The sequence below is a fragment of the Gottfriedia sp. S16(2024) genome (assembly GCF_050473765.1).
Taxonomy (GTDB): domain Bacteria; phylum Bacillota; class Bacilli; order Bacillales; family Bacillaceae_G; genus Gottfriedia.
Genome location: NZ_JBFLUO010000001.1, coordinates 470,561 through 496,367 on the forward strand (window position 1 = coordinate 470,561; position 25,807 = coordinate 496,367).

A 25,807-nucleotide genomic window follows, 5' to 3' on the forward strand; every position below is an offset into this window, starting at 1 on the left:
TATTAAAATAGACTAGAAGCGATTTAGAATCTAGGAGGGTTTTATGTCTGATCAAATATATAAATTCCAGGCTGAACTAATTCAACTTATAGAGAATCATACGGGCCTAGATGGTTCTTATACGACTGCTATTCCTTCTTTATTTTTCTCTCGTTATTCTAATGTTACAGGGCCAAATTATGGAGTTTACAAGCCTTCCTTATGCATTATCGTTCAAGGTAAGAAGGAGGTTGTGTTGGCACAAGAGCATTATGTATACAGCCCAACCGATTACTTAATTGCCTCTGTTAATTTACCAATTACCGGAATAGTAACTGAAGCTTCTATAGAAAACCCATATTTGGCACTTAAACTTGAATTTACCCCCAATCAAATATTGGAAGTATTAAAGGATTCGGAATTTCCTCTTCATAAAGATAATACTAAAAGAGGTATGTATGTTAGCCGAATAGAGTTATCTTTATTAGACGCGGTAACTAGATTAACTCACTTGCTTAAAACTCCAAAAGATATACCTATACTCGCGCCTCTTATTACGAAGGAAATCATCTATAGACTTTTGCAAGGACAGCAAGGAATAACTCTTGCGCAACTGGCTATTGAAGGAAGTTCCACTAATCAAATCAGTGGGGTTGTCGATCATATAATGAATCACTTTAACCAGTCTTTTCGAATTGAAGACCTTGCAGAAATTGCAAATATGAGCGTTTCTTCTCTTCATAGACACTTTAAGGAATTAACTGCAATGAGCCCTATTCAATTCCAAAAACAACTGAGATTACAGGAAGCTCGTCGCATATTATTATCTGAGTCAACAGATGCCATAGAAGCAGCCTTTCGTGTAGGCTACGAGAGCCCATCTCAATTTAGTCGTGAGTATTCTCGATTGTTTGGTTTACCACCTAAGGAAGATATTAACCGGTTTAAAACAACATTTTTATAGAAAGTGCATTACTCCAATAATGAATAATGCACTTCTTTTTTTGTATTTTACTAAAAGTTTTATTAGGACATAAACTTAACTTTGTACTGTTTCACTTAAACTATACTGCCATTTATTTAATAAGAATATTAACAATCTACTTTAACAGAGCCAAATAATAAAAAAGGTAAGTATATGCTCTGCAAAGAATAGTTAATACAGTAAATATAAAGGAGCTGATTAAATGAATGGAGTTTTAGATATTGTTATTTTTTGTAAAGACACAAACTCTTCTAAGAGCTGGTATGAAAAAGTTGGATTTGAATATTTAAGAGGTCACGATGGTATGTATTGGTTTAAAGCAGGGAATGGCGAGCTAATGCTCCATCCTGCAGATACGCAATCCAATACTGATGCAGTCTTTCAATTAGTTGTAAATGAAGTCGATCCACTATTTGAAAGTGTAATGGAAAAAGAATTGACGCCATTAGATTTCTCAAATGGAGAAAAAGTCATCACAGAACCTATTGTTCAACCATGGGGCTACAAGGAATTTTGCTTAAGAGTTCCAGACGGTTACATATGGGCATTTGTTCAAAAATCATAATTAATTAAAACAGTTCCATAAAATGAAGAAAATCCACATGATAATTCATTTCCCATGTGGATTTTCTTTTTTAGTTATACGTTCGAATTCTGTAAACTCAACTCGTTTTACAATATTTCAACGGAACGCAAATTCAAGATTAACAATATTACTTAGAAATATTCACTTCTTTCTTTAAAAGCCTCCCTTGCTTTCTATACATAGAAAACGTTGACCAATTTGCAATGAATACTCCAGATAATATTAGTATGCCACCAATCGCCATAATTGGTTTGATTGGTTCATCTATTACAAAATAACCTAAAACAGTTGCAATTAAAGGTGATACATAAAGCCATGTTGAGGGGAAGACCGGGTTCGTTTTAGATAATAACCAACTATATAATCCGTGTCCCCCTATTGAACCTATAAATATTAGATACAATATTGGCCAGCAGGCGTCCCAAGAACTTAAACTTGCAATTTTTGGTTTTTCCAATAAAAACGAAAATAATAATAGAAATATTCCACCATATAACATTTGAAAAGCATTGATTAAAAATGGCGATACAGTGCTGTATTCTGTTAATATTTCTTTTGAGGAAATCGATCCAAATCCGTAAAAAGCTTCTCCTAATAATACTGCGATACAAGCAGCAACCCATAAGTAAGAGACATGCTGACTTATTCCAGGCAAACAGACAAAAATTACACCTGCAAAAGCCATTAATAAAGCTATTAGTTGTTTACGCTCAATTCTCTTATTATTTCTCCTTAATTGCAAAAGTAATATCATCATTGGACCTGTTGCAGACAAAACCGCGGCTAACCCTGATGTTATATATTGCTCAGCCCAATATAATGTTGAAAATGTCATAAAAGTTAAGCAGAATCCAATATACATAATTCGTTTTGAAAAAATAAATTTCTTCACATTTACCCCTTTAAGAAGGAAATATAAAATGACAATCAGTCCAGCTAATGTAAAACGAATGCCAGCAGAAAATAAAGGCGAAACTCCCGACTCGATTCCAAATTTTATTGCTAGAAATGTTGTACCGAAAATAATACAAATAAAAATATAATTAATAATGATCATTTCATCACCCCTTTGATAAAAGTATTATATTAAAGTCGGAGTATAACAGTATAATAGAGCATATAACAGTTAGCTCTTTTTCCATTGACGATTGATCTTTTTTTATTTAATTTATAACTAAAAAAGTGGTGATTTATGAAAATTCAAATCCATAAAAAATCAACAGTACCGATTTATCTCCAATTAAGCTCTCAAATTGCAGGTAGCATTCAAAGTGGTCTACTTTTGCCTAACGAAAAATTACCGTCTTTACGGATAATGGCAGAGGAACTTTCAATAAGCCTTTTAACTGTTAGAAAGGCTTATAAATGGTTAGAGACAAATGGCTATGTCACGGTGGAACCAGGTAAAGGAGTATTTATTAGTAAGAAAGTAAAAAATACATCACAAGTCGATCCAAGTAATAACTGGCAACAGACTTTAGGAATCAATATTGTAAGATCTCAGTATTTAATAAATAGAGAACAGTTAAAATATGATTTTTCAAAGGCAGTTGTCTATCCACGTCTGCTTCCAAATAAATTTTTAGCGGATGAAATGCAAAAACTATTAAGAGATGACGCATCTATATTAACAACCTACGGACCTATTCAAGGAGATATTGAATTAAGATCGGAAATTGTAAAACATTTATATGAATTCCAAAAAATACGATCTAAAGCTGAAAATCTAATTATTACAAGCGGTGTTCAGCAAGGAATTGACTTAGTAGCACAAGCACTATTAAAGCCTGGGGATTCAATTATAGTCGAGAGTCCATGCTATGGTGGTGCACTTGATATTTTTATAAATAAGGGGATTCATCTAATACCTGTCGAGATGGATGAAGAGGGAATTCGATCAGACTTAATTGAAGATATGTGCAATAAATTTACACCAAAATTAATTTATGTTAACCCGACCTTCCAAAACCCAACTGGCATCTCAATGAGTAATGGTCGTAGAAAAGAATTAATTGAACTAGCACAGCAGTATCATTTTTTTATTCTTGAAGACGATTCATTTAGTGATATTTATTTCGAAAAAGCATTTCAATATTACCCAATTAAGCATTATGATCTATCAGATCATGTCATCTACATTAAAGGATTTAGTAAAACTTTAGCACCTGGAGTGAGAATTGCTGCAATGCTGGCAAATGGACCGGTTCTAGAATGGCTACTTGCAGTTAAAGCTTCAATGGATGTCGGTAGCCCTTTACTGACGCAAAAAGCGATTTTACCATTTCTACGAACCGATCGAATGCGAAGTCACGTTGAAAAACTACGAATCGCTCTACAAATTCGGCGTGATACAAGTGTTGAAATACTTTCATCTCTTAATGATCGATTAATTTTTAGGATACCTGATGGTGGTTTTAATTTGTGGCTTACATTTTATGATTCCAATCTAGATATTTTTAATTTATTAAGAAAAGCTAATCATGAAAATATCTCATTCTTACCTGGTGTAGCTTGTTTTAACAACAATACAGATATTTCATCATTTCGGATTAGTTACTCACTAGTTAGCGAAAATGATTTAGCCGCGGGGTTAGAGAAACTACGCAATATAATTAAACAAATATAAAACTATTGTAAAGGTAGGCTATTTAGAACAAGATGCTTAATTTTAAAAAAGTAAACTTATTACCGCTCGTCATAACCATGCCAGCAATGATCGTCGGAGTACTTGCTATGATTAATAACCAAGTGTCCCCGTCCATTTACGGTCAAAATATTTTTATTGCGATTGTAGGGGGCATAATCTCCTTTTTCGTACTGTTTAGACAGCAGAAATCTACTAAGAAAAAGACAAATATCATTGTCATTGCATGCATACTCATACTATTTTTACTTACCTTTTTGGACAAAGGATTACATGGTGTTCATCGCTGGATAGCAATTGGTCCATTAAGATTTAATATCGCTTTAGTTTTAGTTCCATTATTAATAATACAACTAGCCAGTTTAATGAAATCAAAACCATTTTGGGTTACCGTTAGTTTTGCATTATGCTTTACAATAATATTACTTTTTCAACCAGATGCATCTCAACTAACAGCTTTTACGATTTCTATCTTATGTTTATTACTAAATATAAAAAAGAATAAAAGTGTTCAAATACTCCTATTAATTGTTTTTATATTTTTCATTATCTTAAGTTGGTCTCACTTAGATCAACTTGCCCCAATTTCTTATGTTGAGGACATTTTAAGTTTAGTAAAGGAAATGGGAATCGGATGGCTAGTCTTATCGGTAATCGCACTTTTAATTTTACTAATGCCATTTTTCTTATTTCCGCCAACCCGTTCTAAACCATTATCGTTTAGTCTAGGGATCTATTTTTCAATTATTATCCTTTCAAGCTTTTTCGGAAACTTCCCGGTACCGATTATGGGTTATGGAACATCTCCTTTTATCGGTTACTTAATTGCTATTTCTTGGTATGTTTATAATAAAAAATGAACCATTTTAAAATGGTTCATTTTTTTATTTTCCTCACCAATGAGATGGTCTTTTAAGTGTTGCTGGTATTCTAGTGTGATAATCTCCCTTTGCTGAGTTAATTTGAGCTTGAGTAAGAAAAATACTTCCAGTAAGGTCCGCTCCACTCAAATTAGTATCACGTAAGTCTGCACCGATTAGATCAGAACCTCTTAAATCGGCTCCCTTTAAATCAGCAGCAATTAAATAGGCCCCTCTTAAGTTAGCTCCGATAAAATTTACCCCTTTTAATTTAGCACCTATAAAGTCTAAAGCCCTACCGGTTGCTTTTTGAGGCTTCTTATTGTTTTTAAATTTCTTTAAAGCCACGGCCCTTGCTAGCTCACTAGTACGTATAAGTAAAGAGTTAACTTCTGCTCGGTGAGCTATAATATCTAAGTTTAATATTAATTTAGGCTCCATAAGTGTTAGCTTTTCAGTTTCTTCTAAAATTATTTTTATTTCTTTATGAATCTCACTTGCAGCACTAATCATCAAACTTTCATTTAAATACCAAAGCATTTCATGCAGTTGCTTCATAATTGGAAATACTTCATACATCTCATTAGCCAATTCAGGATTTTGTCGCCAGTCTTTTCCATTAAAGGTTGCTTGAGATACTTTTTGTCCCGCTCCAAAGCAATCAAAAACAGTACAGCCTTTGAAACCGATCTCTCTTAAATTCTTGTGAACCCCGCAACGAAAGTCTGATTGTAAATTATGACAAGGTTTGCCTGCAATTTTATCATTAGCAAAATCAACCGAAGCAGCAAAAGGTAATGCGACACAGCATAAACCAAAGCAACTCTCACAATCCGCATTTAGACTTTTATAACGCTCGTTTACTAAATCTATATTTTCAATTTTGCTAGCCATACTTTGAGCCCCCTTCCCACCATATAGAAACGATTAATATTTTTTATCGTAACATCGTAATTTTTTTTGGTCAAACATAGACTTACAGCTTATGAAGTGCATCTTTCAATATTAATTAGTAGTCTTTCTTTATCAATAAAAAACAGATAATTATATAAAATTATCTGCTTTCATGTACTTTATTTAATTGTTACATCTTTTAAAAATGGAACAAAATTAATCCAAGTTTGACCTGGTGAAAGCTTTATTTCAGTTCCATCTAGTGTAAACGGTATGATTCGACCATCTACATTCTTCCATTGTATATTCATATACTTTCCATCAACTATATAATATCCTTTTCCACCATGTTCAATATCAATTGAACGGCGACCATAGCTATCAATAATTTTATGAGTCGCTTCTACGACTAAAATATTTTTAATTTGAAGGTCCTTCCCATTCAAAGCATCTTTTGCAATAATTCCATTTTGAACTCGTTGAAATTGTTTAGTTGAATTGGAATACTTGTAAGTCACATTATTTCTTGCATCATGAGAGTATCTTATAAAAACTTCAGCAGCATTTTGCCAAGAGTTATCAAATATCAATTCTTTCTGCGTAAAATCTAATGGAGTAACTTTTTCTGAATAAGAGTAATGTCTTTGAGCAACCCCTTTTTCAATACCTTCTTTCAAAATATAGGAATTGTGAGGTGCTTTTCTCGTTTTGTCTCTTTTAAATAACGTACCATCGTAGATCAGTCCGTTTAATGCATCAATCATCCCTGAATCCATCATTTGTTTCGCTTTAGGACTATTTCCGTGGCATATAAATAATGCATGATAACCATTTGCCAAATTGATGTAATAATCTCTCGCACTTCTTACAGGTCCAATTTTTTCTGGTATGTTGCTTTGAAAAATGGCTAGAAATCTTGTAATATCTCCTTCTGCTAAAATTTCATAAACAACATCAGCATTACTTAGACCACTTTGAGGTCTAGCCAAATAGTAATTATTAACCATAACTGCAACAGGTCTCTGTTCACTAACTTGACTTATAGGTAATCCATTTAAAGGAGAATAAATCGTATCTATTTCTCCTTTATCAATTACATGTTCATTCGAAGGATTTTTATTATCATTTTTAACTGTTTTTACAGACTTTTCGCCATGCTTACATCCTACTAGAAGCATACTTATCACAATTATTGATAAAATTTTCTTATGCATTGGCTACCTCACAATCTGTTTTTTTCTTAAATTGTATTAAATAACTTTTAAAATAGAAATAATTTGTTAGAATTTTTCGGAAATAAAACAACCATCAACTAATTGAAGTTATTCCTTAATATATGAACTTGTATTGTTAAATAATCAGCTTAAATTTGTTCTTATTTTATTTAATCTTAAATATTGTATAAAGATAAGAATGATTAGAGGAGTTGAAGCTCTATGATTGTAGTTCATTATATCGAGAAAAACGTTGAACTATTAAACCAACTACTCAAAAATGTCCCCTCTGAAGGAGATACTATTTCCATTAAAGGTCGAAAAGGTAAAGTATTAAGTGTTAATCAAATAAATGATAAACATGTACATGTAATTGTAGAACTAGAAGTTATTAAGAAAGTTCAGGTTTTAGCAAAAGATGATAAAAAAAGAAGAAGATAAATTTCTAAAACTTAATGGGAGATTATTCCCATTATTTTTTTTTGAATTACCCAGTTTTTTACATTCCACAATTCATTTTTCCACTTAAAACAATGAACTATACTGTCAAAATGAAAAGAATTCTTTTTTCAAACAGTACTAATCATGTTAAACTAGTAAAGTTTTAGTAAATCAAAGTAAGAAGGTGTTTTAATATGGATGTTAAGAATATCCACCATGTCGCTATTATTTGTTCTAATTATGAATTGTCTAAGCATTTTTACATAAATTTATTAGGTTGTAAGGTAATTAACGAAACCTATCGAGAGGAGCGAGACTCTTATAAATTGGACTTAAGTATAGGAGAAAATGGACAAATTGAGCTATTTTCATTCCCTAATCCACCGAAGCGACAAACAAATCCAGAAGCAGTTGGGTTACGCCATTTAGCCTTTACTGTAGCTAATATAGAAAAAAGTGTTCAATACTTAAAACAAAATGGTGTATTTGTAGAACCAATTCGTAATGATGAGATAACAAATAAAAGATTCACATTTTTCCAGGATCCTGACGGCTTACCTTTAGAATTGTATGAAGAGTAGAAAACCCAAAACCCAATCTTAATGAAAGATTGGGTTTTCAAAATGCCGAAATATAAAACGTTCTTTAGGTAAAACAATATTAAGTTGAACATTTTTAATGTTAAAATTCATTTTTTGATGTTCCTACAAACTATAGTAATTGTTTTTTCAGAAGTTAAAAATATCAAGAGCAATTTTTATATAAATGTTTCAAATGATTAGTTTAAAAGTTGATGTTCGATCTTAGTTGACATTCAAACTGATTAATAAACTTTTATTTCACGCTAAGTAAAGGATATTTAAATAGCTTTTTATCGTAAACTTTTTAAATGAAAAAGTTGATTGGAACGGAGGGGTGCTCGACTCCTATGGGAAATGCGGGAAGGCTGAGACCCCACAGGAACGGACGTGACGAGGCGGCTCAGGTCTCGCCCCATGGAAAGCGAGCACCCTGTAGTGGAAATCAACCTCACTCTACTCCTTTTACGAAAATATGGGTATTTATTAATGAGATTGTTCTTCAACAGCGTGAAAACCCAATCTTAATGAAAGATTGGGTTTTGCTTTTTCCTTTTATCCTTATCTTCTATCTTCTTAAAGAGAAACCTTTATCTTTTCAGTTAAATTATATGTTTCACCATTAATTTCTAATGATACTGGTGGGCCATATTCCTTTGTGACTGTTATCGACTTTTGGGTAATTGTTATTTCAAGTCTTGCTCCTTGCCATAGGAATGGAAACATCATTTTATCCCAATTTGCAGGTAATTTTGGATCAATTTTTAAACGATTTATATCCATGGAGATATTTGCAAAGCCAAAGATTGCAACTAGCCAATTTGCTCCCATAGGCGCAGCATGAATTCCTTCATCTGAAGATTTTGGATTCGGTCCTAAATCGATTAAACATCCTTCTTGAAATAATTGATAAGACTCTTCTTGATAGTCGCATCTTGCAGCAACAATTGCGTGAATTGATTTACTTATTGGAGAATCATGAACAGTACGCTCTTCGTAGTATTCTATATTCTTTTTAGCGATTTCCGTTGAGAACAAATCCGGGAAAAGATAGAGCAACATGACAACATCAGCTTGTTTTATAACTTGTAGTTCATATAGTTCTTGTAGAGAATAATCTAATAGTATTTCCCGACTTGCAATGGATTGTCTATATTCCGTTAAGTCAATCTCGGGTTTACTTAAAAATGTATCATCTTGCGGAATGATATTTTCATCATTTTGGGTTGGTAAATATAATCTTTTTAAAAAATCAGTACAGTTTTGCTTTAATTCTGCATCAGGATCATTGTATTTTCCCATATAATTTAACGCATTCTGCACATTATAAAAAGCCATGTAATTCGTATAAGCATTATTATCTACTTGATCTGTATATTCGTCTGGACCGATGACATTTTTAATGATTAAATCGCCATTTGTATCAGTTGTCCTGCTCACCCAAAAGCGTGCAGTTTCTTTGAGTAGCTCAAGTCCATTATTGGTCATAAAGCTTTCATCTAGCGTATTTTCATAGTATTGTACGACAGCAAATGCAATGTCAGCTACAATATGTTCACTTGATTTCGCTAAATTTGAACTATGAACGATCTCGGGTTTTGTATTATTCGCTGAAGCTTTCTGTGTTTCTTCTTTTCCGGAAAAAGCACTTGCCCAAGGAAATAAAGTACCCTCATACCCTGATTGGAACGCAGTTACTTTTGCTTCTTTAATATGATGATAGCGATATCTTATTAATCTTTTAGCAATATCTGGTTCAGTAAATAAGTGAAACGGTGCAATAAACATCTCTGTATCCCAAAATATTAAACCATTATTTCCTTCACCAGTTAATCCCCTTGCGCCTATACTTAATCGATCATCATGCCCAGGAGTCATTGCTTCAATGTGGTACAAAGAAAAATCTAGAGCTAACTGATCTGCTTGATCCTTTGAGGTTATGACAACTCTTTTTTGCTTCCAAAAATCCTGCCATTTGATTGTCGTGCTATTTCTCAAATTATCATAACCCTCTGATAAAAATTTCTGTACAGTATTAACACTAGCTGCAGAAGGTTCTTCCCGTAACATATCATTAGAAGTATAAACTGAGCTAATTTTTGAAAACTCAACAGTCCGCTCAACGACGAGATCTTGTGTAATTGAGGCAAGAAGCTGATTATTTAAAGCAAAATATGAAACCTCACTCTCATCAGGAGTTACACAGCATGTTGCAATCGCAATTTTATGTTTAGTCTCAGTAGTTTGATAAACACCATGCATAATTCTATTATCCATTATTCTTACTAATTCTTCTGTAAGTTCATTCTTTTGTTGACTGACACACTCCGCATTAATACCTGTTTTTATTTTAATCTTGGCATTACAATCTAAAGCTGTGACACTAATTTTTGAAGCAAGTAAATGTAAATCATCCTTTGAAACAAAACGCTGAAACAAAAAGTGGAATCGATTTCCATCCTTATTTTTCCAAATTACCTCTCTTATTAATTCGCCGGTCAGCATATTTAACTTTCGATCATAGAATGTAAATTGGCCAGTTGCATTCGAAAAAATATCACCATTTATTTCAATTTCCATTCCAATTAGATCTGGAAGATTCACAATCTTTGTCGTTTGACTTGGGGATAACTGATTATAGATACCAGCTATATACATCCCTCTAGTTTGTCCTTCATAGTCTTCTTCATGACAAGATCGTAAACCTAAGTAACCATTACCTAATGCCATTAAACTTGCATATTTATTAATTAATTGTTCGTCAAACTCTTTTTCAGTAATCAAATTTACTTCATTCATATAGTTAAATTCTCACCTTTATAAAAATTCATATAGTAAAAGTGTGCAATAAATCTTCTTATTTTAAACTTGATATTATAAAAATAATGGGTGATTTGTTAAAAACAGGATTAATAACAATAAAAAAAATCGTGTCACTGTTACCAACACGATTTTTTCTTTGCAGTTCTTTATTTATTTTTTTGCAAGAGTTAATTGCCAAGATACACCATATTTATCATTCACCCATACAAACTTTTCACTGAATGGATATGACTGCAATGGCATTAATACTTCACCATCTTGACTTAATTCTTTGTATGCATTTTCAATTTCTTCATTTGTTTCACAAGTCACATATAATGAAACAGCTGGTGTAAACGTAAATTTATGTTTAACGGTACTATCAATGCACATAAATTGTTGGCCATTTAATGTGAAAGTAGCATGTATTACTTTCCCTTCAAACTCTCTCATATCTGCTCCATAACGCGTAATATTCACGATCTCAGAATCATTAAATAGTGACATGTAAAAATTCATTGCCTCTTCTGCTTGGCCTTCAAACATTAAAAACGTTGTAATTTTTTGCATTTAAGTCAACTCCCTTTTTTTATTTAAATTAAACTTTCATTGCTTAAACAATTATGGTTTATAGTGATTTCATTTCCTCGTTTAATTTGTTAAAAATATTGTGAAGATCCTCTTTAGAGATTGTTGAGTATAAGTCTCCAATACTAATCTCGCAATAACTAACTTCTTCATTAACTGGTCTTAAGTTACCGGTAATACCAATTTTTGTTTCTTCATGTATAGATTGAAGAATGTTTTTAATCTTTTCGATCGGAGCATTAAAATGGACATGAAACATATTAGAAACAGGAATAGTCGGTACAGTATTGATCGCATGACAACCATTAAAGAATTCGGCTAACTCAACTGCATCGTCATAGTATTGTCCCATCTTATTTGCTCTTTGATCAAAATAATAATTTGCACTTATTATGTAAGGATAAAGACTAATTAAATCTCCTCCATGTCTTCTTTTCCAAACTTTTGATTCGTCGATAAAATCTCTGTCACCAGAAAGAATCGCACCCGCCACTCCCCCAATGCCTTTATAAAATGACATATAAACACTATCAAATAAGCTACATAATTCAGAAGCTGTCTTCTTATAGTATGGGAGAATTTCCATTAATCTAGCACCATCTAAATGTAATTTAATTCCCTTTTCACGGCAGTATGAAGAAATTGATTCTAGTGTTTCATAAGATGGTAGTTGTCCACCAATTTCTCGTTGTGGTAATTCTAGTAATAAACAAGAGATTTCCTCATTCATTGCTAAAACATCCTCTAACTCAATAACACGACTTTTATCCGCTAGTAAAATAGGCTGTATATTATGTAGTTTTTTCAAACCATCTTCTTCATGAATTTCTAAATGTGATAAAGGATGATAAGCAACTTTATTGATTCCTTTTTGATCACACCAAATTCTTAATGCGATTTGCTGAGCCATCGTTCCGCTAGGAAAAAACACTGCAGATTCCTTACCTAAAAACTCTGCCATTTTTTCTTGAAAATCTTCAATAAAATTCCCTGCCCCATAAAGATCACTTTCTTCACTACCATTAAAGTCTTTTAGTGCATCCTTTAGTACTTGAATATTTCTAAATCCACTACCTGCTAATTGTTGGTTTGTATTTTTAAATGATTCTATAAAAGGATTAATATTATTCAAATTGAACTCTTCCTTCCGGCTATTTAATTTACTTTTATCCCACTTAAAAAAATTCTCCATAATAATCAATAAATCCTTGAATCTTTTAAAATTAGTAAGTTAATCGATAGACTAAAAATCTTTCATTTTGATTTTTCATATAAGCATCCGCCAGTAGGATCTCTTGTTTTAATTCAAAGGCAGTCTGGTTTTCCAAAAAATAAATATAATCATCAGAACTATAATACAAAATGATTTCCACATTTCTTTTTGAATGCTCAACTGAAATTAAAATGTTATTAATGATATTCATAAAAATTTGGATTGAAAATGGATTAAAAAAATAGAAACAATTATCTAATGGATTAATTTGATAATCTTCAGCCAAGCAGCAATAAAACAGGATTTTGTCTTCACTTGTCTTTGTATTTTTTATGTAATTCTTTTTATTTTCAACAGCTTCATTATAATATTTTTCATTCATTTCAATTCCAACAACGGTAGCATTAAATAAGCTATTTATATAGAAATTTAATCTTCCTTTACCACATCCAAAATCAACTATTCGATCATTGCTTGAAAGTGTGTATTGTTTAAATAGTTGTTGTAAAGCGATATAGGGTGTTGGCTCATACCGGTGATAATGAAAGGATTCATTAAATCCTTTTTGCTCACCCTCTGTTTTTATATTAAGTAGGTTATCATAATACTTATCGTCCATTTTTCCACGACCATTCGAACTAATATTTTGTAAGTATCTTTATCATACCGTTTAAGAATGACCCAGTCTAACCTAAAAAAAGAACCGTCTTATTAAAACACGATTCTTTCCATTGAAAAATGATTTGTCAATTAAATAAGTAATGCCTTGTTGATTTCCACTACAGGATTCTCGCTTTCCATGGGGCATGAGCTGAGCCTCCTCGTACCTGCGGGGTCTTTAGCCTTCCTGCATCTCCCATAGGAGTCGAGTATCCTTTCGTTCCAATCATATTCATCTAAAAAAGTTATACTTTAAACCTATAATAAACATTCAGAGGAAATGTAATTAATATATTTAAAACTGCAAATAGCTTTGGTAAATCAACAAATAAAAAAGTCATATCTGTAACAAAAATTAGTAATTTTCAAACAAGGTCAATAATCATGAGAAATAGAGTAAAAGGATTGAAAAACCCAAAAATAAGTATCCTAAAATTGATATAAAAGAAAGGTCCCAACTTTTTATCAAAAACCAACTCTATATCAATGAAGTTCACGACTTTATCAATAAAATTCACTTAGCTTTCGGTATTGATTAATATATATTTAAACAACCATTAACTTAAACTTCTTACCCGCTCCAATATATTGTAATAATGATAGATCGTCTTCTATAATCTTCCCTATTACATTTACTTTCTCATCGCTTGGTAGATTAGTAAGCATTATTTGTAGTTCCCCCTCATATCTGCCATATAATTCGTTGTCAATTGTCACAGATCCAACTGAGCGGGTAATCGTATTTGCAGGTTTTAGACTATTTTCACCAAAGCTACCGTATAGTCTAGACTCCATTGATCGAATAACGTCGCGTGCAGGATCTTCTCGGTTCGTATGAACTTGCTCTACAATGGAAAGGATTTCTTCGTCTTGTGAATATGGTTTATATCTTAATTCCATATAGTTCTTCGTCTTTGAGAGTGCTTCCATCGTTTCTATTTTTATACTAATATCGCCAACCAAAACTTTATCTACGTAACAGTTTTGGTTTAAATCTAAATAAGCCAGTAGTGGGTCTACTCCGCGATGTTTTTCTAATGTTGGTAATCCTTTAAATAATGGTCCTCTCATTTCATCGTTTCCAGGAATAAATGCCATTGTTGTAATTCCGCAGCTTTTTAACCATTTATTTTTTTCAATTAAATAAGTTGTTGCTAATCCAGTTTCTGGGCGAGGATAGAAATTATGCCAAGCCTCTACATTTTCAGTTTGTAATCCATATTTAAGTAGTTCATCTAAAAATGCAGGTGTAAGTGTACTAGCATTAAGTGCAATCTTCATTTTCTTAGAAAGATCTGCTATTTGTACTTCTTTCAGTCCGTAGTCCACTCGCAAACCAGTAACTCCCCAATTTAGTAACTCACTAACGTTTGTATAATCTAAGCCTAAATGTGTAAGTGATTTTGCTGAAATATCTGCCATAAGCTCCATTTCATTTTCCTTTGCCTCTGTACCAAGTGTTTGAAGAAGTTTTTTATAAGTTGAAGGGTCATCTTCAGGAATGTGTAATGATGTGAAAATTGAATGAAATCCATTTTTTTTTGCCATTTCGATATATTTTTTATTCTTCTCAATATTTTTTTCAGATAAATAGATTGATATACCTAGCATAGTCTCTCTCCTTCTTCCTCTATAAAAAATCCTATTTGGTTATCATTTTAAACTTTCGAAATAAAAAGTCAATAAAACATAAAGAATAAACGAAACTTAATTTCATTTAAAATTAATATTGTTCTATTGGTCTATTAATTACCTAAAATAAAAAAAGAAAGGCAACATTAAGTTACCTTTCTCGTCATTATTATTTATAAACTACAATTGATCCAACTGATTTATCAGTAGATTGACCATTAACACGTACTTTTAATCCGTAGTGTCCGATGTTACGACCAGCATCTGGTAAGAATTCATTATTGTAGTCTTTGCTATCATTAAATAAAGAGATACCTTCTTGACTTGGAGATTTAAATGCTTCTCCTGTTGCATAAGAAATGTCATAACCTGATGTCGGATTTAATCCGAATGCTGCATCCGCAACATGGAAACGAGAACTTGCTTCAGCGCCATAGTTCCATAATAAATTAGTATCATCGTGAGCATCAACAACACCTAAGAAACCATCACCTGGGTGGATACCTGTCCAGTTTTCTGTAAAGCTATCATCAACATACCATACTACTAAACCACCATCATAGCTTAATAGAGAGTTTCCACGTTTAATATGAGCTAAACCTTCGTCAGCACCTTTATGGTTACGCCATTCTAATAAGTAGTAATGATTTGCATATTTGTTTCCATCGAATTTTGAAAATCCTTTTAATGTGAATGGAGAAGTTGCATTTTCAGCACCATCATCAACAATTGTTGCACCGTCTGCTACTACTTTAATATTATCAGCAAAGAATCCAATGTTTGAAGTACCCCAGTCAGTTGCAGAACGTAAGCGAAGTTGAATTTTTTGACCTTTATATGCTGATAAATCAAAGCTTTGTGCTTCCCACCCATTTGATTTCCCAGTGAAACCAGGCATTGAATTTAAGATTGTTGGATATCCTTCAGCTACAACATCACTTCTAGTGTGGCTGTTACCTAATGATTTCCAAGTTGCACCATTATCAGTTGAAACTTGAACAAATGCGAAATCCCATTGTTCTTCCATATCGTACCAAGCATCAAAAGTTAATGTTGCTGAAGATTTACCAGTTAAATCTACAGAAGTAACCATGCTGTTATCCATTTCGTCTGCTTGTCCACCCCAATATTCATAAGTGCCAGCAGCTGGTTTATTGACTGGTAAAACTTTTTTCGGTAAATTCACTTGAATAGCTTGGTTGTTTTGTCCAAGTGGTGAATTTGCTTGATCTAATAAGAATTGAGTACCTTTTGTCGATACATCTTCCCAATTTACTACAGTTGGGTTAGTCCATTTTCCACCTAAAGTTGTTTGGAAATATGATTTTGCCCATGGAGAGAAACCAGTTGGCTCTGTTCCAGGAACTGTTCCTGCCCAAGAACCTGCTGACATGATTGACCAATATTCAACAGCTTCCCCAGCACCTGAGTAGATAGTATCGTACTCATCTGGTAATCCTAAATCATGACCATATTCGTGTGCAAATACACCAGTTGCACCGTCTTCTGGCATCATTGTATAGTCATAGAATCCAGGTAACCCTTTACCAAGTCCATCTGGATCAACTAATTTAGCAGAACGGTGAGACCAAATTGCGTTGTCTCCTTGTGCTCCACCGCCAGCTTCTTGTCCCATACCTGAGTGGATGATTTGTAGGTGATCAACTAAACCATCTGGCTCCCAGTAGTTACCGTCTCCATCTAAATCATGTGGATCTTCTAAATCGTAATCTTGTAAAGGAACTCCTGCAGCTTTTGCAGCAGCATAAGCATCAATTACTAATTGTTTTGATCCACCTGGTGATACATTATCATGTCCAGTCTTAGAATCTTGACCATAAAATGCTGCAGTTCCTGGTACTTTTAACCATCCATATGCTTTACCATCAACTGTATATGTTCCACCAGATTGTTGTTCATAATATTGTTTTTGTGAAAGGAAAGTTTCTCCGTTTGGACCTTTCACACCATTTTTACCAAAAATCATATCTTCATAGTGTTGTTGAGTAAAATCTGGGTACCAGTTGTCTGTTTCATTCTTCTTAATACTGTTATGAGGAAGGTCAGAAAACTCTACCATTAACGTTAAAAGTTTCCCCTTCTTTTGAATACCAGGAGAAGCTGATTCTTTAACTGGATCCGGAGTACCTTTTAATTGACCATTTTTCTTACCGTTTCCGTGTAATAGGCCATTATTAAAATCTTTAAATTCACTATGTTTAGTAGCTTCCGCTTTCTTTACTTTACTAGCAATTGGATCTTTATCAGCTACTAGATCCGCTTGGCCTTTAACCTCTAAATAATTTTGTAACGCAGCTTGTTTCTCAGCTTTAGAAGCAGTTGCAGAAATGACTCCGCGTTTAACTAATGCCTCTAATAACTTTTCGTCATTAACTAATGATAAATCTAAAGTACTTTTTGAATGCTTAGCTAATGCACTATGTACTTTACTTAAGCTTTCAGATGATGCTGTTTTTAATGGAATTCCAGAAAATAAAGTTCCGGCAACCATTACTGATGCAAAACTAGTTACAACAAACTTGTTCAAAATAAATCCCCCTTTAATAATTTTCAAAGTACATTTTAATAATATTCTAAAAATTCTTATGATTACAGAGGGTTTTTTTCATCAAATACTAACAATTTTCACAATATTTTTACAAAAAATTTACATTACTACATAAAAACGTGACGAAATTCGTCAGTTTTTTTAACTTGCTTTTTGGCGAATCCTGTCTTTAGTCTTATTTTTTTCTTTCAATCTAGTTTTTAAAATTAGCACTTTAGCATTATTAAAATTTCATTAAAATTTAAATTTAAATTGTAAACCATGTAATTGTAACTAATTATTAAACTCCCCGCTTCATTTTTTGACATTTTCTTCCTTTTTCACTTAAGAAAAAAGAAGATAAGTCAAAAATTTACTTTTGCTCATCTTCCTCATTAAATTTTGCTTATCTTCTTAATTTACCCGCTTCTTCACTATACTCCTGAAGCCTACTAGATACTTTGTTACCGATTCGGTTAAAGCATATGACATATAAAGAATCGATTATATTTTGTTGTGCCATTTTAGAAGCTATACTTCCAATTCTTATATCTTGTTCCATATCCGGTGTACAAAGCTTGATATCGGCTTCTTTAAATAATGGAGACTTGCCAAGCTTAGTAATCGCAATGATCGTTGCTCCCTTTTTCTTAGCAAAACGAGCAAGCTCTAATACATCCTTTGTTTTCCCTGAATTAGAAACGGCAACAAAAATATCGCCTTCTTCCATATGCCCTACTAAAGTGATGACCATATGGAAGTCAGGAGACATAATGGCATGGTAGCCAATTTTCCCAAATTTATAGGCTCCGTCCATAGCTGACACAGCTGAACCGCCTACTCCATAAAATATAATCTTCTTAGCTTTTACAATTTCATCAGTTGCTTTTTCTAATTCTCTTTTATCTAAAGTTGATACCGTAGCTTCAATAGCGGCTTTATTTACATACGTTACTTTATTAAATAAATCATACGGTGTGTCCTTTTTATCCATTACAGAAAAATCATTAATATTCATTTCTGCTACAGTCAAATCTCGCACTAATGCTATTTTAAAGGCTTTAAAACTACCGATTCCTATTGTTTTACAAAATCTAACAACACTTGCTTCACTAGCTCCAGTATTGTTAGAAATATCTTTAGTCGTTAAGTTAGGGACAATTTCAGCATGATCCATTATATAAACAGCGATTTTCTTTTCGGCTTGCGTAAATCGATCCATATAATTTTCAATTTTTGATAAGATTGTTAAATGTTTCATTTACTAAACACCTTTCTGCTAAAAAACATACAAATTACTAATATTCTCTATTATGAACCAAATGTTTAGAAAATCATATTAATAACCAAATTAAAGTTGTTTTTTTAGTTCTTTCTACATTTAATATCTTGGTAAATATAAAAAGTGTAGGAAAATATATTCCCTACACTTTTCAGAGTGATTTTATAATTTATTTGTTCGGGAAGATCATCCTTTATCAGATTTGGATACCGCTTTTTTAGGTACTCTACCTGTGCTTTTAAGTAGTATCTATCTTCTTCTCCTGATTTAAATTTTGTTGGTCTACCTTTAAGTGGATTTGTAGCACTACCTCGTACATCAAATGGTTCGCCATATTTCCACTTCTTCATCCAAACTTTAAGTTGAGTGCAATGTCGAATTCCTAGTTCTTCCGCTAACACCCGTTAACTTTGGCAAACATCACTCATCACTGCATTTAATTTAAATTCTTCTGTATAACTTTTAAACTGTTGACCCTTTTTAGCCATATAAAAATCCCCTCTAAGTCACATTCATTTCTCCATGTTACCATGGAGTTTTTTTCGAATGTCTACCTAAAGGGGATAATATCAATCTCTGAGAGAAATCATGTGTTTTTCTTTATTTATAACCTTTTAGTCAATCTTTCTTTTTTTTCCTATATTTTTAATTAAAAAATATAGTACTACAATAAATAAAATAGTAATAATTGTTCCAGGTACTCCAAAACTACTTCCCATCAATTAACCCTCCTAAGGATTTACAGTAAAAGTCCCAGCTGTATGATTTACTGTTACTTCACACCATGTGCTTGCGTAAACTACAACAGCCGTATATTTTTTTGTAGCATTCAAAGTAGTATTTTTCCCACTTGTTGAAAGAGTCCCGTCATACACCTTGCCAACGCCTTTACTACCTACAATGCCATAAGCATTATGATACACAACTGTTTTAATAGAATTTACTTTAGTTGCTCCTGCTGTTGTTTGTGTTTTTACGTTTGCTCCAAAACTTTGATTTATAAAATTATTAATATCTTGAGATACATTACCACTAACTTTTACCGTAACACCGTTTACAGTTTTAGATTTACTTGCTGGAAAAGAAGCATAAGGTGTTATTTTTTGTACTCCTTGTTTTTCCGCATACATTTCAATAAAAACTTGATCTTCTAAATCAAAAGGTTTTCCGATATCATATTCTTTATCAATTTTTGAAAATCTTTCTATTTTCTGTTCTTCAGTTAAGTTTAAAAAAGTACTTTTAATATTTTCTTTTTGTTCATTAATACCTTGATTTTGAGTAGTGGTGTCTGTTTCTTCTGCAGATACCCGAGAAATGAAACTAAAAACCAGCAGTACTGATAAAATAGAATATAAAATTTTTTCCATATAAAAATCTCCTCACTTTCTATGTCAAAACTAACATAAAAACAGAGAAATTTTTCCAATAATTGTTACGAATTAGGGAACTATTGAAATCTCATCTATTTTGGAACTGAAATAGCTCAATCGATAACATGGACACCTTTTAATTTTAAAGCGATCGTTACTATCCACCGATCAGCATTGGGAACCATTTCAGTGCCTTCTAGCTTTCAAGAAAAAAATCTCACGTGAATGGATTCGTTACTTTTTTTGCTAATTACAGGGCAGTGAGAAAATTTCCTAACCGTTTAACACAACTTCTTTCTGCGTACCAACTATTTCTTTTTCTATAAATGAATCCTAATAATTTTTTAATGGAAACATAGCAATCCCTTTTTTTGATAAATGATAAATTTTACTTTTTTCTAAATTCTTAAGATCTTCCTCAATAACGACCTCTTTAATCCATTCTTCACGTTCAATGTGTTATTCCACATCAATCATATTCTCATAAAATTTACGATTTTTTGCGAGGTCTAAGTTCTCTTGGTAGTAGTACATAAAAACCCCCTTTATAATAATTTTCCGACAAAGGGTATTTTTTCTAAAATAATATGCTTAGTTCTATTGACTAAGTTATTTTTCAACACTCTGAAAAGTGTAGGAAAATATATTCCCTACACTTTTACTTTTTGATTATTTATTGTTGTACAGTAATTGTTTGTGGACTTACTGATACTTTAAATCCATCTTTACTAGATACATCCGCCGATATTGTATACGTACCATTTGGAACAGTTGCTTCTGGGGTCCAATTCAAGTGAATTTCATTTTTGTTTTGTACATCTAGTGAATCAATTACATTTCCGTTAGCATCTTTAATATAAATTTTCCAATTTACATTATTATTTGCAAATCCATTGATTCCTGCTGGCGTTTTACTATTTACATTTTTATTTGGATATACACTGAAGTAGCTAACAAGCATTCCTTCATTAATATAAGTAGGATCCCCCCAAACTGTATAACTTTGGTTTAGAGCATAGTCTACTCCTAATACTACGACACTCTTTGGCTCTTCTTTTACTAGAGTAGATGTTGCACCTTCAGGTAATGACTTATACTTACCGTTATACCAAATGACCGCACCAATATAACCACTTCCAACATCATCCGCTTTGAACGAGATTTCGTATTGGCCATCTTTAGGTGTTACTTTTATATCCGTAACAACTGGAGCAATTGAGTCAACATGCAATGGAAGTTTTACAATTTGTGGCTTCGCACCTTTATAATCAAGCGTTGTTTTGATTACATAGTTATAAACGCCATCCTTCACAACTTGTCCATTTTGATCTTTTAAATCCCAACCATATCCAGTATTCAAATAGTCTCTGTAAGACATAATGTTTTTACGGAATTTCCATGGCTTACCAGTATATTCACTAAAATCACCTAAATATTGGAGTAATTCACCTTTATCATTTTCTACGTACATTTCTGTTTTAGCTAAGTTACGAAGCACTGTAAATGATGGGTATACTTCTTTCAATGGAGTATTAGGTGACATTACAATTCGATCCATATTAAAACTTCCTGTTCTTGGATCATATCCTAATGGGAATACCCCTTCTGCTCCTATTTCATCATTCCAAAGTGTAGTATAACCTAAGAATGCATCTTTCTCATATGCTGCTGGATCAATGTTTTTTGGTTGATCCCATTTGCCATAATACCCCATGTAAGGAACTGATAACGGTACTGCTGAATCGCTATTTCTTCCTGAAGGAACTAGACGTACATATCCCTCAACAAATGAACCATCTTTTAAGCTTGATGGAAGTTGAATCTGAACATCAAGATTTTTTTCTTGTCCCGGTTTAATTTTTAATGTCTTTCCTTCTGTGCTTGTTACTTTTTCACCGTTTACAGTTGCCGTAGCCCCTTGGATACGCTCACTTTTTAATGTTAAATATTCTTTTGAATCTAATTTCCCATCATTGTCTAAGTCAAATTCTTTTGTTTCTCTACCATCTGTATATACATCTACATACACTTGATACTCTAAATCTTTTACATTCAGATTTTGAAGAGCTTCTGCATTTAATTTGAAGTGAATATTATTATTAACTTCTTTTAGTGCAACTGCTCCAGCTTGTTCAAGCGGAGTTTTCTCTCTTGTCACAAGTACAGGCGTTTTAATTGCATTTTGAATTTGCATTAAACCAGATCCTTGAATACGTGGAGAATACGGTACTTCATTATTCGTACTAGGATCTTGTACTAATTTAGAAGTGTTCATTAAAGCAATTTTCGCTTTTAGCGCTGTACTCTCTGAATGTTTTAATCCTTTTTCATAAAGTGATTGTAAAACTAATGCTGAACCACCAGCAACATGTGGAGATGCCATTGATGTACCGCTCATAACCTCATAGCCATTCCCTGGTACAGTTGAGTAAATATTTCCTCCTGGTGCAGATATTTCTGGTTTAAAGTCTAATGTATGTGGAGCTCCGTATGAAGAAAAATATGACATCGTATTCTGATCTGGGTTATCAACATATACCCCTTTAGACGGTTTCATTTTTACAACATAACCACTTTGTAACTTAGAAATTAATGCATTGCCAACCACTTTACTTGTTGTAGCTGCTTCTACATTAAAATAAGGACTCCAATAAACTAATGGATAGTCAATATCATTATCAGCAGGAACAAGAATGATTGCTTTTGCGTTCTTCTTCTTCGCTTCTGATTGGATATAATTGTAACTAGCATACTTTACATTTGGTTTTGCTACAACGATCTTTCCTGTTAAGTCTGGAAGATTTTTAAAGTCGGCAGTTTTACCTTCTCCAACATATACCATTTCATATGATTCTAATGGTGATAATACTTTTGATAGATTAAAGTTATATTGTGATTGGTCTTGGTATGGAAGCTGTATTCCATTTTCCTCTTTTAGCGTATTCATATGTATATTTGAATTTTCATATGAAGCCACAGATATCGCAAAAGGACTTACACCTGGTTCCCCAACTGTACCAATATCCGGATTTTCAGCATATGGTTTTAAAGAAGATTGCAGCAAATTATTTTGCGTACTATAAGCAGAGTTTCCACCTGCTACAACGACAAGCGTACCTTGCTCAGTCGCTTCACGGATCACCTTTTGAATCGGATCATCCACTTCACTAACAAATCCTGAATCAGTTCCTAAACTCATATTAATGACATCTGCTCCCATTGTTACCGCATGCTCAATCCCTGCAATGATGTCATCTTCATATGCACCATTTGCTGTATCAGAGAATACTTTTTCTGCTAGTAATTGTACACCTGGAGCAATACCTGCAACCCCATCATTTGAATCATCACCGTTTGCACCAACTGTACCAGCTACGTGCATACCGTGCTCATTTCCTGCTCCATGTGGAATGACATCTGTATCATGATCCGCCCAGTCATATCCAGTTGGAACTTTGTCACTATACCAAACGTCTCCTACACTTGTTTCAGCAAGTTTACTTTTAATGTTTTCTTGATTCCATTTTTCTTTTGCTTTTCCTTTTTCAGTGATTGTCATGTCTTTATGCGTATAGTCAATACCTGTATCGACTACGCCTACTAACAATCCTTCACCCTGATATCCGTAACTTTCCCATACTTTTTGAGCTTGTACTAATTCTTTACTTGCTCCCATTGTTGGTTGGAACTTTCTTGCAATATGTACATTCGTTACGCCTTCTGTTTGTTGAATTTCTTTTAAGTTACGATATTCTGTCTCTAAACTAAAACCATTAAAGCCTTCATAAAAGCGTTGATTTATTTTTGGGACAGATCTTGTTTTTGAAATCTTTGAGATGACTTGATCTTGCTTTTCTTTAAAACGTGCTTTTTTAGTTTGAGTAGAATCATCAGAAGTTGTTGGTTGCTCTACCTCAACGATTACACGTACTTTTTCATTTGGTTTATAAGCATGAGCATCATTTAAATCTTTATAGCCAAATGGGTCTACAGCTTTTTCCCCAGTTTGTTTTTGTTCTTCAGCAAAAATCTTTTGACCCTGCTTTGCAATCTCATCTAAACTTGGAGCTGGCACCTGATTTTCATTTGTTCCTTCAGCAAATCCAGTTGATGTAAATAACATTGAAGCTAAAGTTGTCGTTGCAAGGACTTTGTAAGGAAAGCTTTTTCTCTTTTTCATCTCTAATCTCCTCTACAGTAAACTTTAATGTTCTGAATCTATTAAAATAAAAATAGATTCAAGCCAAACTGATTTAAATAATTGCTAATGCTTTATTAAGAAACTTGATACTATATTAATTTTAATTACGTTACCCCTATAATCATATTGGGTTATTCAATCAGACTTTTGGCATATTCAATTTGGAGAGAACTGAAAGAGTTCAAGTAGAAAAAAAGTGGATTTTGACATATTCAGTCGAGGATGTTCGAAAAAAGTTTATTAACTCGGGAAAATTGCAATAATTAGGTTGAGACATTTTGGGGTTAAGTTAGTCTGTATTAGACAAAAGAAGCATTTAGACATTTTCAACCGACGTCTATTATTTTTTAAATAGGTAAAAATACTGCATTAATAGAAGTCAGAATAATCTGTCTTCACTACATTTACGACAAGTTTCTACTTATTTTTCACCTGAACAATGGTAAGGTTGGTGAGTTGATCTAAAATGGAGCATTTTTTTGAAAAAATTGTTTTTAAGTTTAAGAAGGAAGTTGGTTCTGCTATTTTAATTGCTGTTTCCCGTTTTTAATTGCGATTATAAGAATTTAATTGCCGTTTCCCGTTTTTAATTGCCATTCTCCAATTTTAATTGTCATTCCATAAATTTAATTGCTATTCCACGATTTAATTGCGATACATCAATTTTCACTGCGATTTGCCTTTTTTAAGCCCCCCATGAGATTAATACAATTTCCCTTCTTAATTAAAACTCCACTATTATTTCTTCCCATTTCATAATAAAGTCAGAATTTTTCATACAATTAACAAATATTAGTTTGTTAAATTACCTTTTTTTGGATAGAATGGATTTGTAGGCTTTTAAAAGTCTTGAATACATAACATTAGGAGTGAAAAAAATGCCAATCGATGTTTATTTAAATTTTAATGGTAATACACGTGAAGCAGTTGAATTCTATGCGGCTGTATTTAACACTGAAACACCAAAAATTATGACTTTCGGTGAAGCACCCCCAAATCCAGAATACCCACTACCTGAAGAAGCGAAAAATTTAGTTATGCATACTAGACTGAACATTAGCGGCAGCAACGTTATGTTCTCTGATACTTTCCCTAATTTCCCTTTTAACCAAGGAAATAATATTTCTTTATCTTTTTTAAGTGAGGACTTAGAAGAACTTAGAACTGTCTTTTCTAAATTAAGTGATGGCGGTAAAGTAGAAATGGAACTTCAAGAAACTTTTTGGAGTAAAGCTTATGGTAGCCTAACAGATAAGTTCGGCATTCATTGGATGTTTAATCACGGTACTGGTGAATTTTAATTTATAAATAAAAAAGGAAATGAATC

The 25,807-nt window shown here is 32.7% G+C and carries 19 protein-coding genes; 7 read left to right on the forward strand and 12 right to left on the reverse strand.

Annotation, left to right across the window (positions count from 1 at the left end; all coding sequences use genetic code 11):
- Positions 1-43: 43 nt before the first annotated feature.
- On the forward strand, positions 44-943 hold the full coding sequence (locus AB1282_RS02480; protein WP_056468276.1) for an AraC family transcriptional regulator: 900 nt from the start codon (positions 44-46) through the stop codon (positions 941-943).
- Between the two features lie 223 nt (positions 944-1,166).
- Entirely contained in the window at positions 1,167-1,529 is a 363-nt protein-coding gene (locus tag AB1282_RS02485; protein WP_429898349.1) for a VOC family protein, read from the forward strand.
- A gap of 148 nt (positions 1,530-1,677) precedes the next feature.
- On the opposite strand, the gene AB1282_RS02490 is transcribed toward AB1282_RS02485, so the two are convergent.
- Complete coding sequence (locus tag AB1282_RS02490; RefSeq protein WP_429898350.1) at positions 1,678-2,607, reverse strand: DMT family transporter; 930 nt, start codon at positions 2,605-2,607, stop codon at positions 1,678-1,680.
- Positions 2,608-2,742: 135 nt separating this feature from the next.
- Here AB1282_RS02490 and AB1282_RS02495 point away from each other — a divergent pair, with 135 nt between their 5' ends.
- Positions 2,743-4,176, forward strand: coding sequence for a PLP-dependent aminotransferase family protein (locus AB1282_RS02495; RefSeq protein WP_429898351.1), 1,434 nt, complete (start codon positions 2,743-2,745; stop codon positions 4,174-4,176).
- A gap of 32 nt (positions 4,177-4,208) precedes the next feature.
- Complete coding sequence (locus AB1282_RS02500) at positions 4,209-5,054, forward strand: FtsW/RodA/SpoVE family cell cycle protein (protein WP_056468263.1); 846 nt, start codon at positions 4,209-4,211, stop codon at positions 5,052-5,054.
- A gap of 33 nt (positions 5,055-5,087) precedes the next feature.
- Here the strand turns inward: AB1282_RS02500 and AB1282_RS02505 are convergent, their stop codons facing one another.
- Together AB1282_RS02505 and AB1282_RS02510 are read right to left on the reverse strand one after the other, a co-directional pair.
- Positions 5,088-5,948 (reverse strand): pentapeptide repeat-containing protein, encoded by an 861-nt coding sequence (locus AB1282_RS02505; RefSeq protein WP_429898352.1) that lies wholly within the window; start codon positions 5,946-5,948, stop codon positions 5,088-5,090.
- Positions 5,949-6,127: 179 nt separating this feature from the next.
- Positions 6,128-7,162, reverse strand: a complete 1,035-nt coding sequence (locus AB1282_RS02510) for a DUF3048 domain-containing protein (RefSeq protein WP_056468257.1) — start codon at positions 7,160-7,162, stop codon at positions 6,128-6,130.
- A gap of 222 nt (positions 7,163-7,384) precedes the next feature.
- On the opposite strand from AB1282_RS02510, the gene AB1282_RS02515 reads away from it, so the two are divergent.
- Together AB1282_RS02515 and gloA2 are read left to right on the forward strand one after the other, a co-directional pair.
- Positions 7,385-7,603: a hypothetical protein gene (locus tag AB1282_RS02515; protein ID WP_056468254.1), complete on the forward strand. Its 219-nt coding sequence runs from the start codon at positions 7,385-7,387 to the stop codon at positions 7,601-7,603.
- Positions 7,604-7,797: 194 nt separating this feature from the next.
- Positions 7,798-8,184 carry an SMU1112c/YaeR family gloxylase I-like metalloprotein gene (gloA2, locus tag AB1282_RS02520; protein ID WP_056468251.1) on the forward strand — a complete coding sequence of 129 codons (387 nt, stop codon included), beginning with the start codon at positions 7,798-7,800 and terminating at the stop codon, positions 8,182-8,184.
- A gap of 573 nt (positions 8,185-8,757) precedes the next feature.
- On the opposite strand, the gene AB1282_RS02525 is transcribed toward gloA2, so the two are convergent.
- The 9 genes from AB1282_RS02525 to AB1282_RS02565 form a co-directional block, all read right to left on the reverse strand.
- On the reverse strand, positions 8,758-10,980 hold the full coding sequence (locus tag AB1282_RS02525) for a glycoside hydrolase family 65 protein (protein WP_429898353.1): 2,223 nt from the start codon (positions 10,978-10,980) through the stop codon (positions 8,758-8,760).
- Positions 10,981-11,154: 174 nt separating this feature from the next.
- A complete protein-coding gene (locus AB1282_RS02530) occupies positions 11,155-11,553 on the reverse strand; it encodes a VOC family protein (RefSeq protein ID WP_429898354.1) in 399 nt (132 codons plus the stop codon).
- A 58-nt stretch (positions 11,554-11,611) separates the two neighbouring features.
- The gene (locus tag AB1282_RS02535; protein ID WP_429898355.1) at positions 11,612-12,703 is read right to left on the reverse strand and encodes a threonine aldolase family protein; all 1,092 of its coding nucleotides are present in this window, start codon (positions 12,701-12,703) and stop codon (positions 11,612-11,614) included.
- Positions 12,704-12,794: 91 nt separating this feature from the next.
- The gene (locus AB1282_RS02540; RefSeq protein ID WP_056468240.1) at positions 12,795-13,403 is read right to left on the reverse strand and encodes a methyltransferase domain-containing protein; all 609 of its coding nucleotides are present in this window, start codon (positions 13,401-13,403) and stop codon (positions 12,795-12,797) included.
- A gap of 587 nt (positions 13,404-13,990) precedes the next feature.
- The gene (locus AB1282_RS02545) at positions 13,991-15,055 is read right to left on the reverse strand and encodes a DUF871 domain-containing protein (protein WP_429898356.1); all 1,065 of its coding nucleotides are present in this window, start codon (positions 15,053-15,055) and stop codon (positions 13,991-13,993) included.
- 190 nt (positions 15,056-15,245) lie between these two features.
- Positions 15,246-17,624 carry an immune inhibitor A domain-containing protein gene (locus tag AB1282_RS02550; protein ID WP_056468234.1) on the reverse strand — a complete coding sequence of 793 codons (2,379 nt, stop codon included), beginning with the start codon at positions 17,622-17,624 and terminating at the stop codon, positions 15,246-15,248.
- Positions 17,625-18,030: 406 nt separating this feature from the next.
- Positions 18,031-18,885, reverse strand: coding sequence for a MurR/RpiR family transcriptional regulator (locus AB1282_RS02555; RefSeq protein ID WP_056468231.1), 855 nt, complete (start codon positions 18,883-18,885; stop codon positions 18,031-18,033).
- 752 nt (positions 18,886-19,637) lie between these two features.
- Positions 19,638-20,276, reverse strand: a complete 639-nt coding sequence (locus AB1282_RS02560; protein WP_429898357.1) for a hypothetical protein — start codon at positions 20,274-20,276, stop codon at positions 19,638-19,640.
- A gap of 676 nt (positions 20,277-20,952) precedes the next feature.
- Positions 20,953-24,459 (reverse strand): S8 family serine peptidase, encoded by a 3,507-nt coding sequence (locus AB1282_RS02565; RefSeq protein ID WP_429898358.1) that lies wholly within the window; start codon positions 24,457-24,459, stop codon positions 20,953-20,955.
- Between the two features lie 899 nt (positions 24,460-25,358).
- Between AB1282_RS02565 and AB1282_RS02570 the strand changes: the two genes are divergently transcribed.
- Positions 25,359-25,781 (forward strand): VOC family protein, encoded by a 423-nt coding sequence (locus AB1282_RS02570; protein ID WP_390310871.1) that lies wholly within the window; start codon positions 25,359-25,361, stop codon positions 25,779-25,781.
- The last annotated feature ends 26 nt before the right edge of the window (positions 25,782-25,807 follow it).

Coding starts and splice junctions, on each gene's coding strand:
- AB1282_RS02480 (WP_056468276.1), top strand. CDS start 44: ATGTCTGATCAAATATATAAATTCCAGGCTGAACTAATTCAACTTATA.
- AB1282_RS02485 (WP_429898349.1), top strand. CDS start 1,167: ATGAATGGAGTTTTAGATATTGTTATTTTTTGTAAAGACACAAACTCT.
- AB1282_RS02490 (WP_429898350.1), bottom strand. CDS start 2,607: ATGATCATTATTAATTATATTTTTATTTGTATTATTTTCGGTACAACA.
- AB1282_RS02495 (WP_429898351.1), top strand. CDS start 2,743: ATGAAAATTCAAATCCATAAAAAATCAACAGTACCGATTTATCTCCAA.
- AB1282_RS02500 (WP_056468263.1), top strand. CDS start 4,209: ATGCTTAATTTTAAAAAAGTAAACTTATTACCGCTCGTCATAACCATG.
- AB1282_RS02505 (WP_429898352.1), bottom strand. CDS start 5,948: ATGGCTAGCAAAATTGAAAATATAGATTTAGTAAACGAGCGTTATAAA.
- AB1282_RS02510 (WP_056468257.1), bottom strand. CDS start 7,162: ATGCATAAGAAAATTTTATCAATAATTGTGATAAGTATGCTTCTAGTA.
- AB1282_RS02515 (WP_056468254.1), top strand. CDS start 7,385: ATGATTGTAGTTCATTATATCGAGAAAAACGTTGAACTATTAAACCAA.
- gloA2 (WP_056468251.1), top strand. CDS start 7,798: ATGGATGTTAAGAATATCCACCATGTCGCTATTATTTGTTCTAATTAT.
- AB1282_RS02525 (WP_429898353.1), bottom strand. CDS start 10,980: ATGAATGAAGTAAATTTGATTACTGAAAAAGAGTTTGACGAACAATTA.
- AB1282_RS02530 (WP_429898354.1), bottom strand. CDS start 11,553: ATGCAAAAAATTACAACGTTTTTAATGTTTGAAGGCCAAGCAGAAGAG.
- AB1282_RS02540 (WP_056468240.1), bottom strand. CDS start 13,403: ATGGACGATAAGTATTATGATAACCTACTTAATATAAAAACAGAGGGT.
- AB1282_RS02545 (WP_429898356.1), bottom strand. CDS start 15,055: ATGCTAGGTATATCAATCTATTTATCTGAAAAAAATATTGAGAAGAAT.
- AB1282_RS02555 (WP_056468231.1), bottom strand. CDS start 18,885: ATGAAACATTTAACAATCTTATCAAAAATTGAAAATTATATGGATCGA.
- AB1282_RS02560 (WP_429898357.1), bottom strand. CDS start 20,276: ATGGAAAAAATTTTATATTCTATTTTATCAGTACTGCTGGTTTTTAGT.
- AB1282_RS02565 (WP_429898358.1), bottom strand. CDS start 24,459: ATGAAAAAGAGAAAAAGCTTTCCTTACAAAGTCCTTGCAACGACAACT.
- AB1282_RS02570 (WP_390310871.1), top strand. CDS start 25,359: ATGCCAATCGATGTTTATTTAAATTTTAATGGTAATACACGTGAAGCA.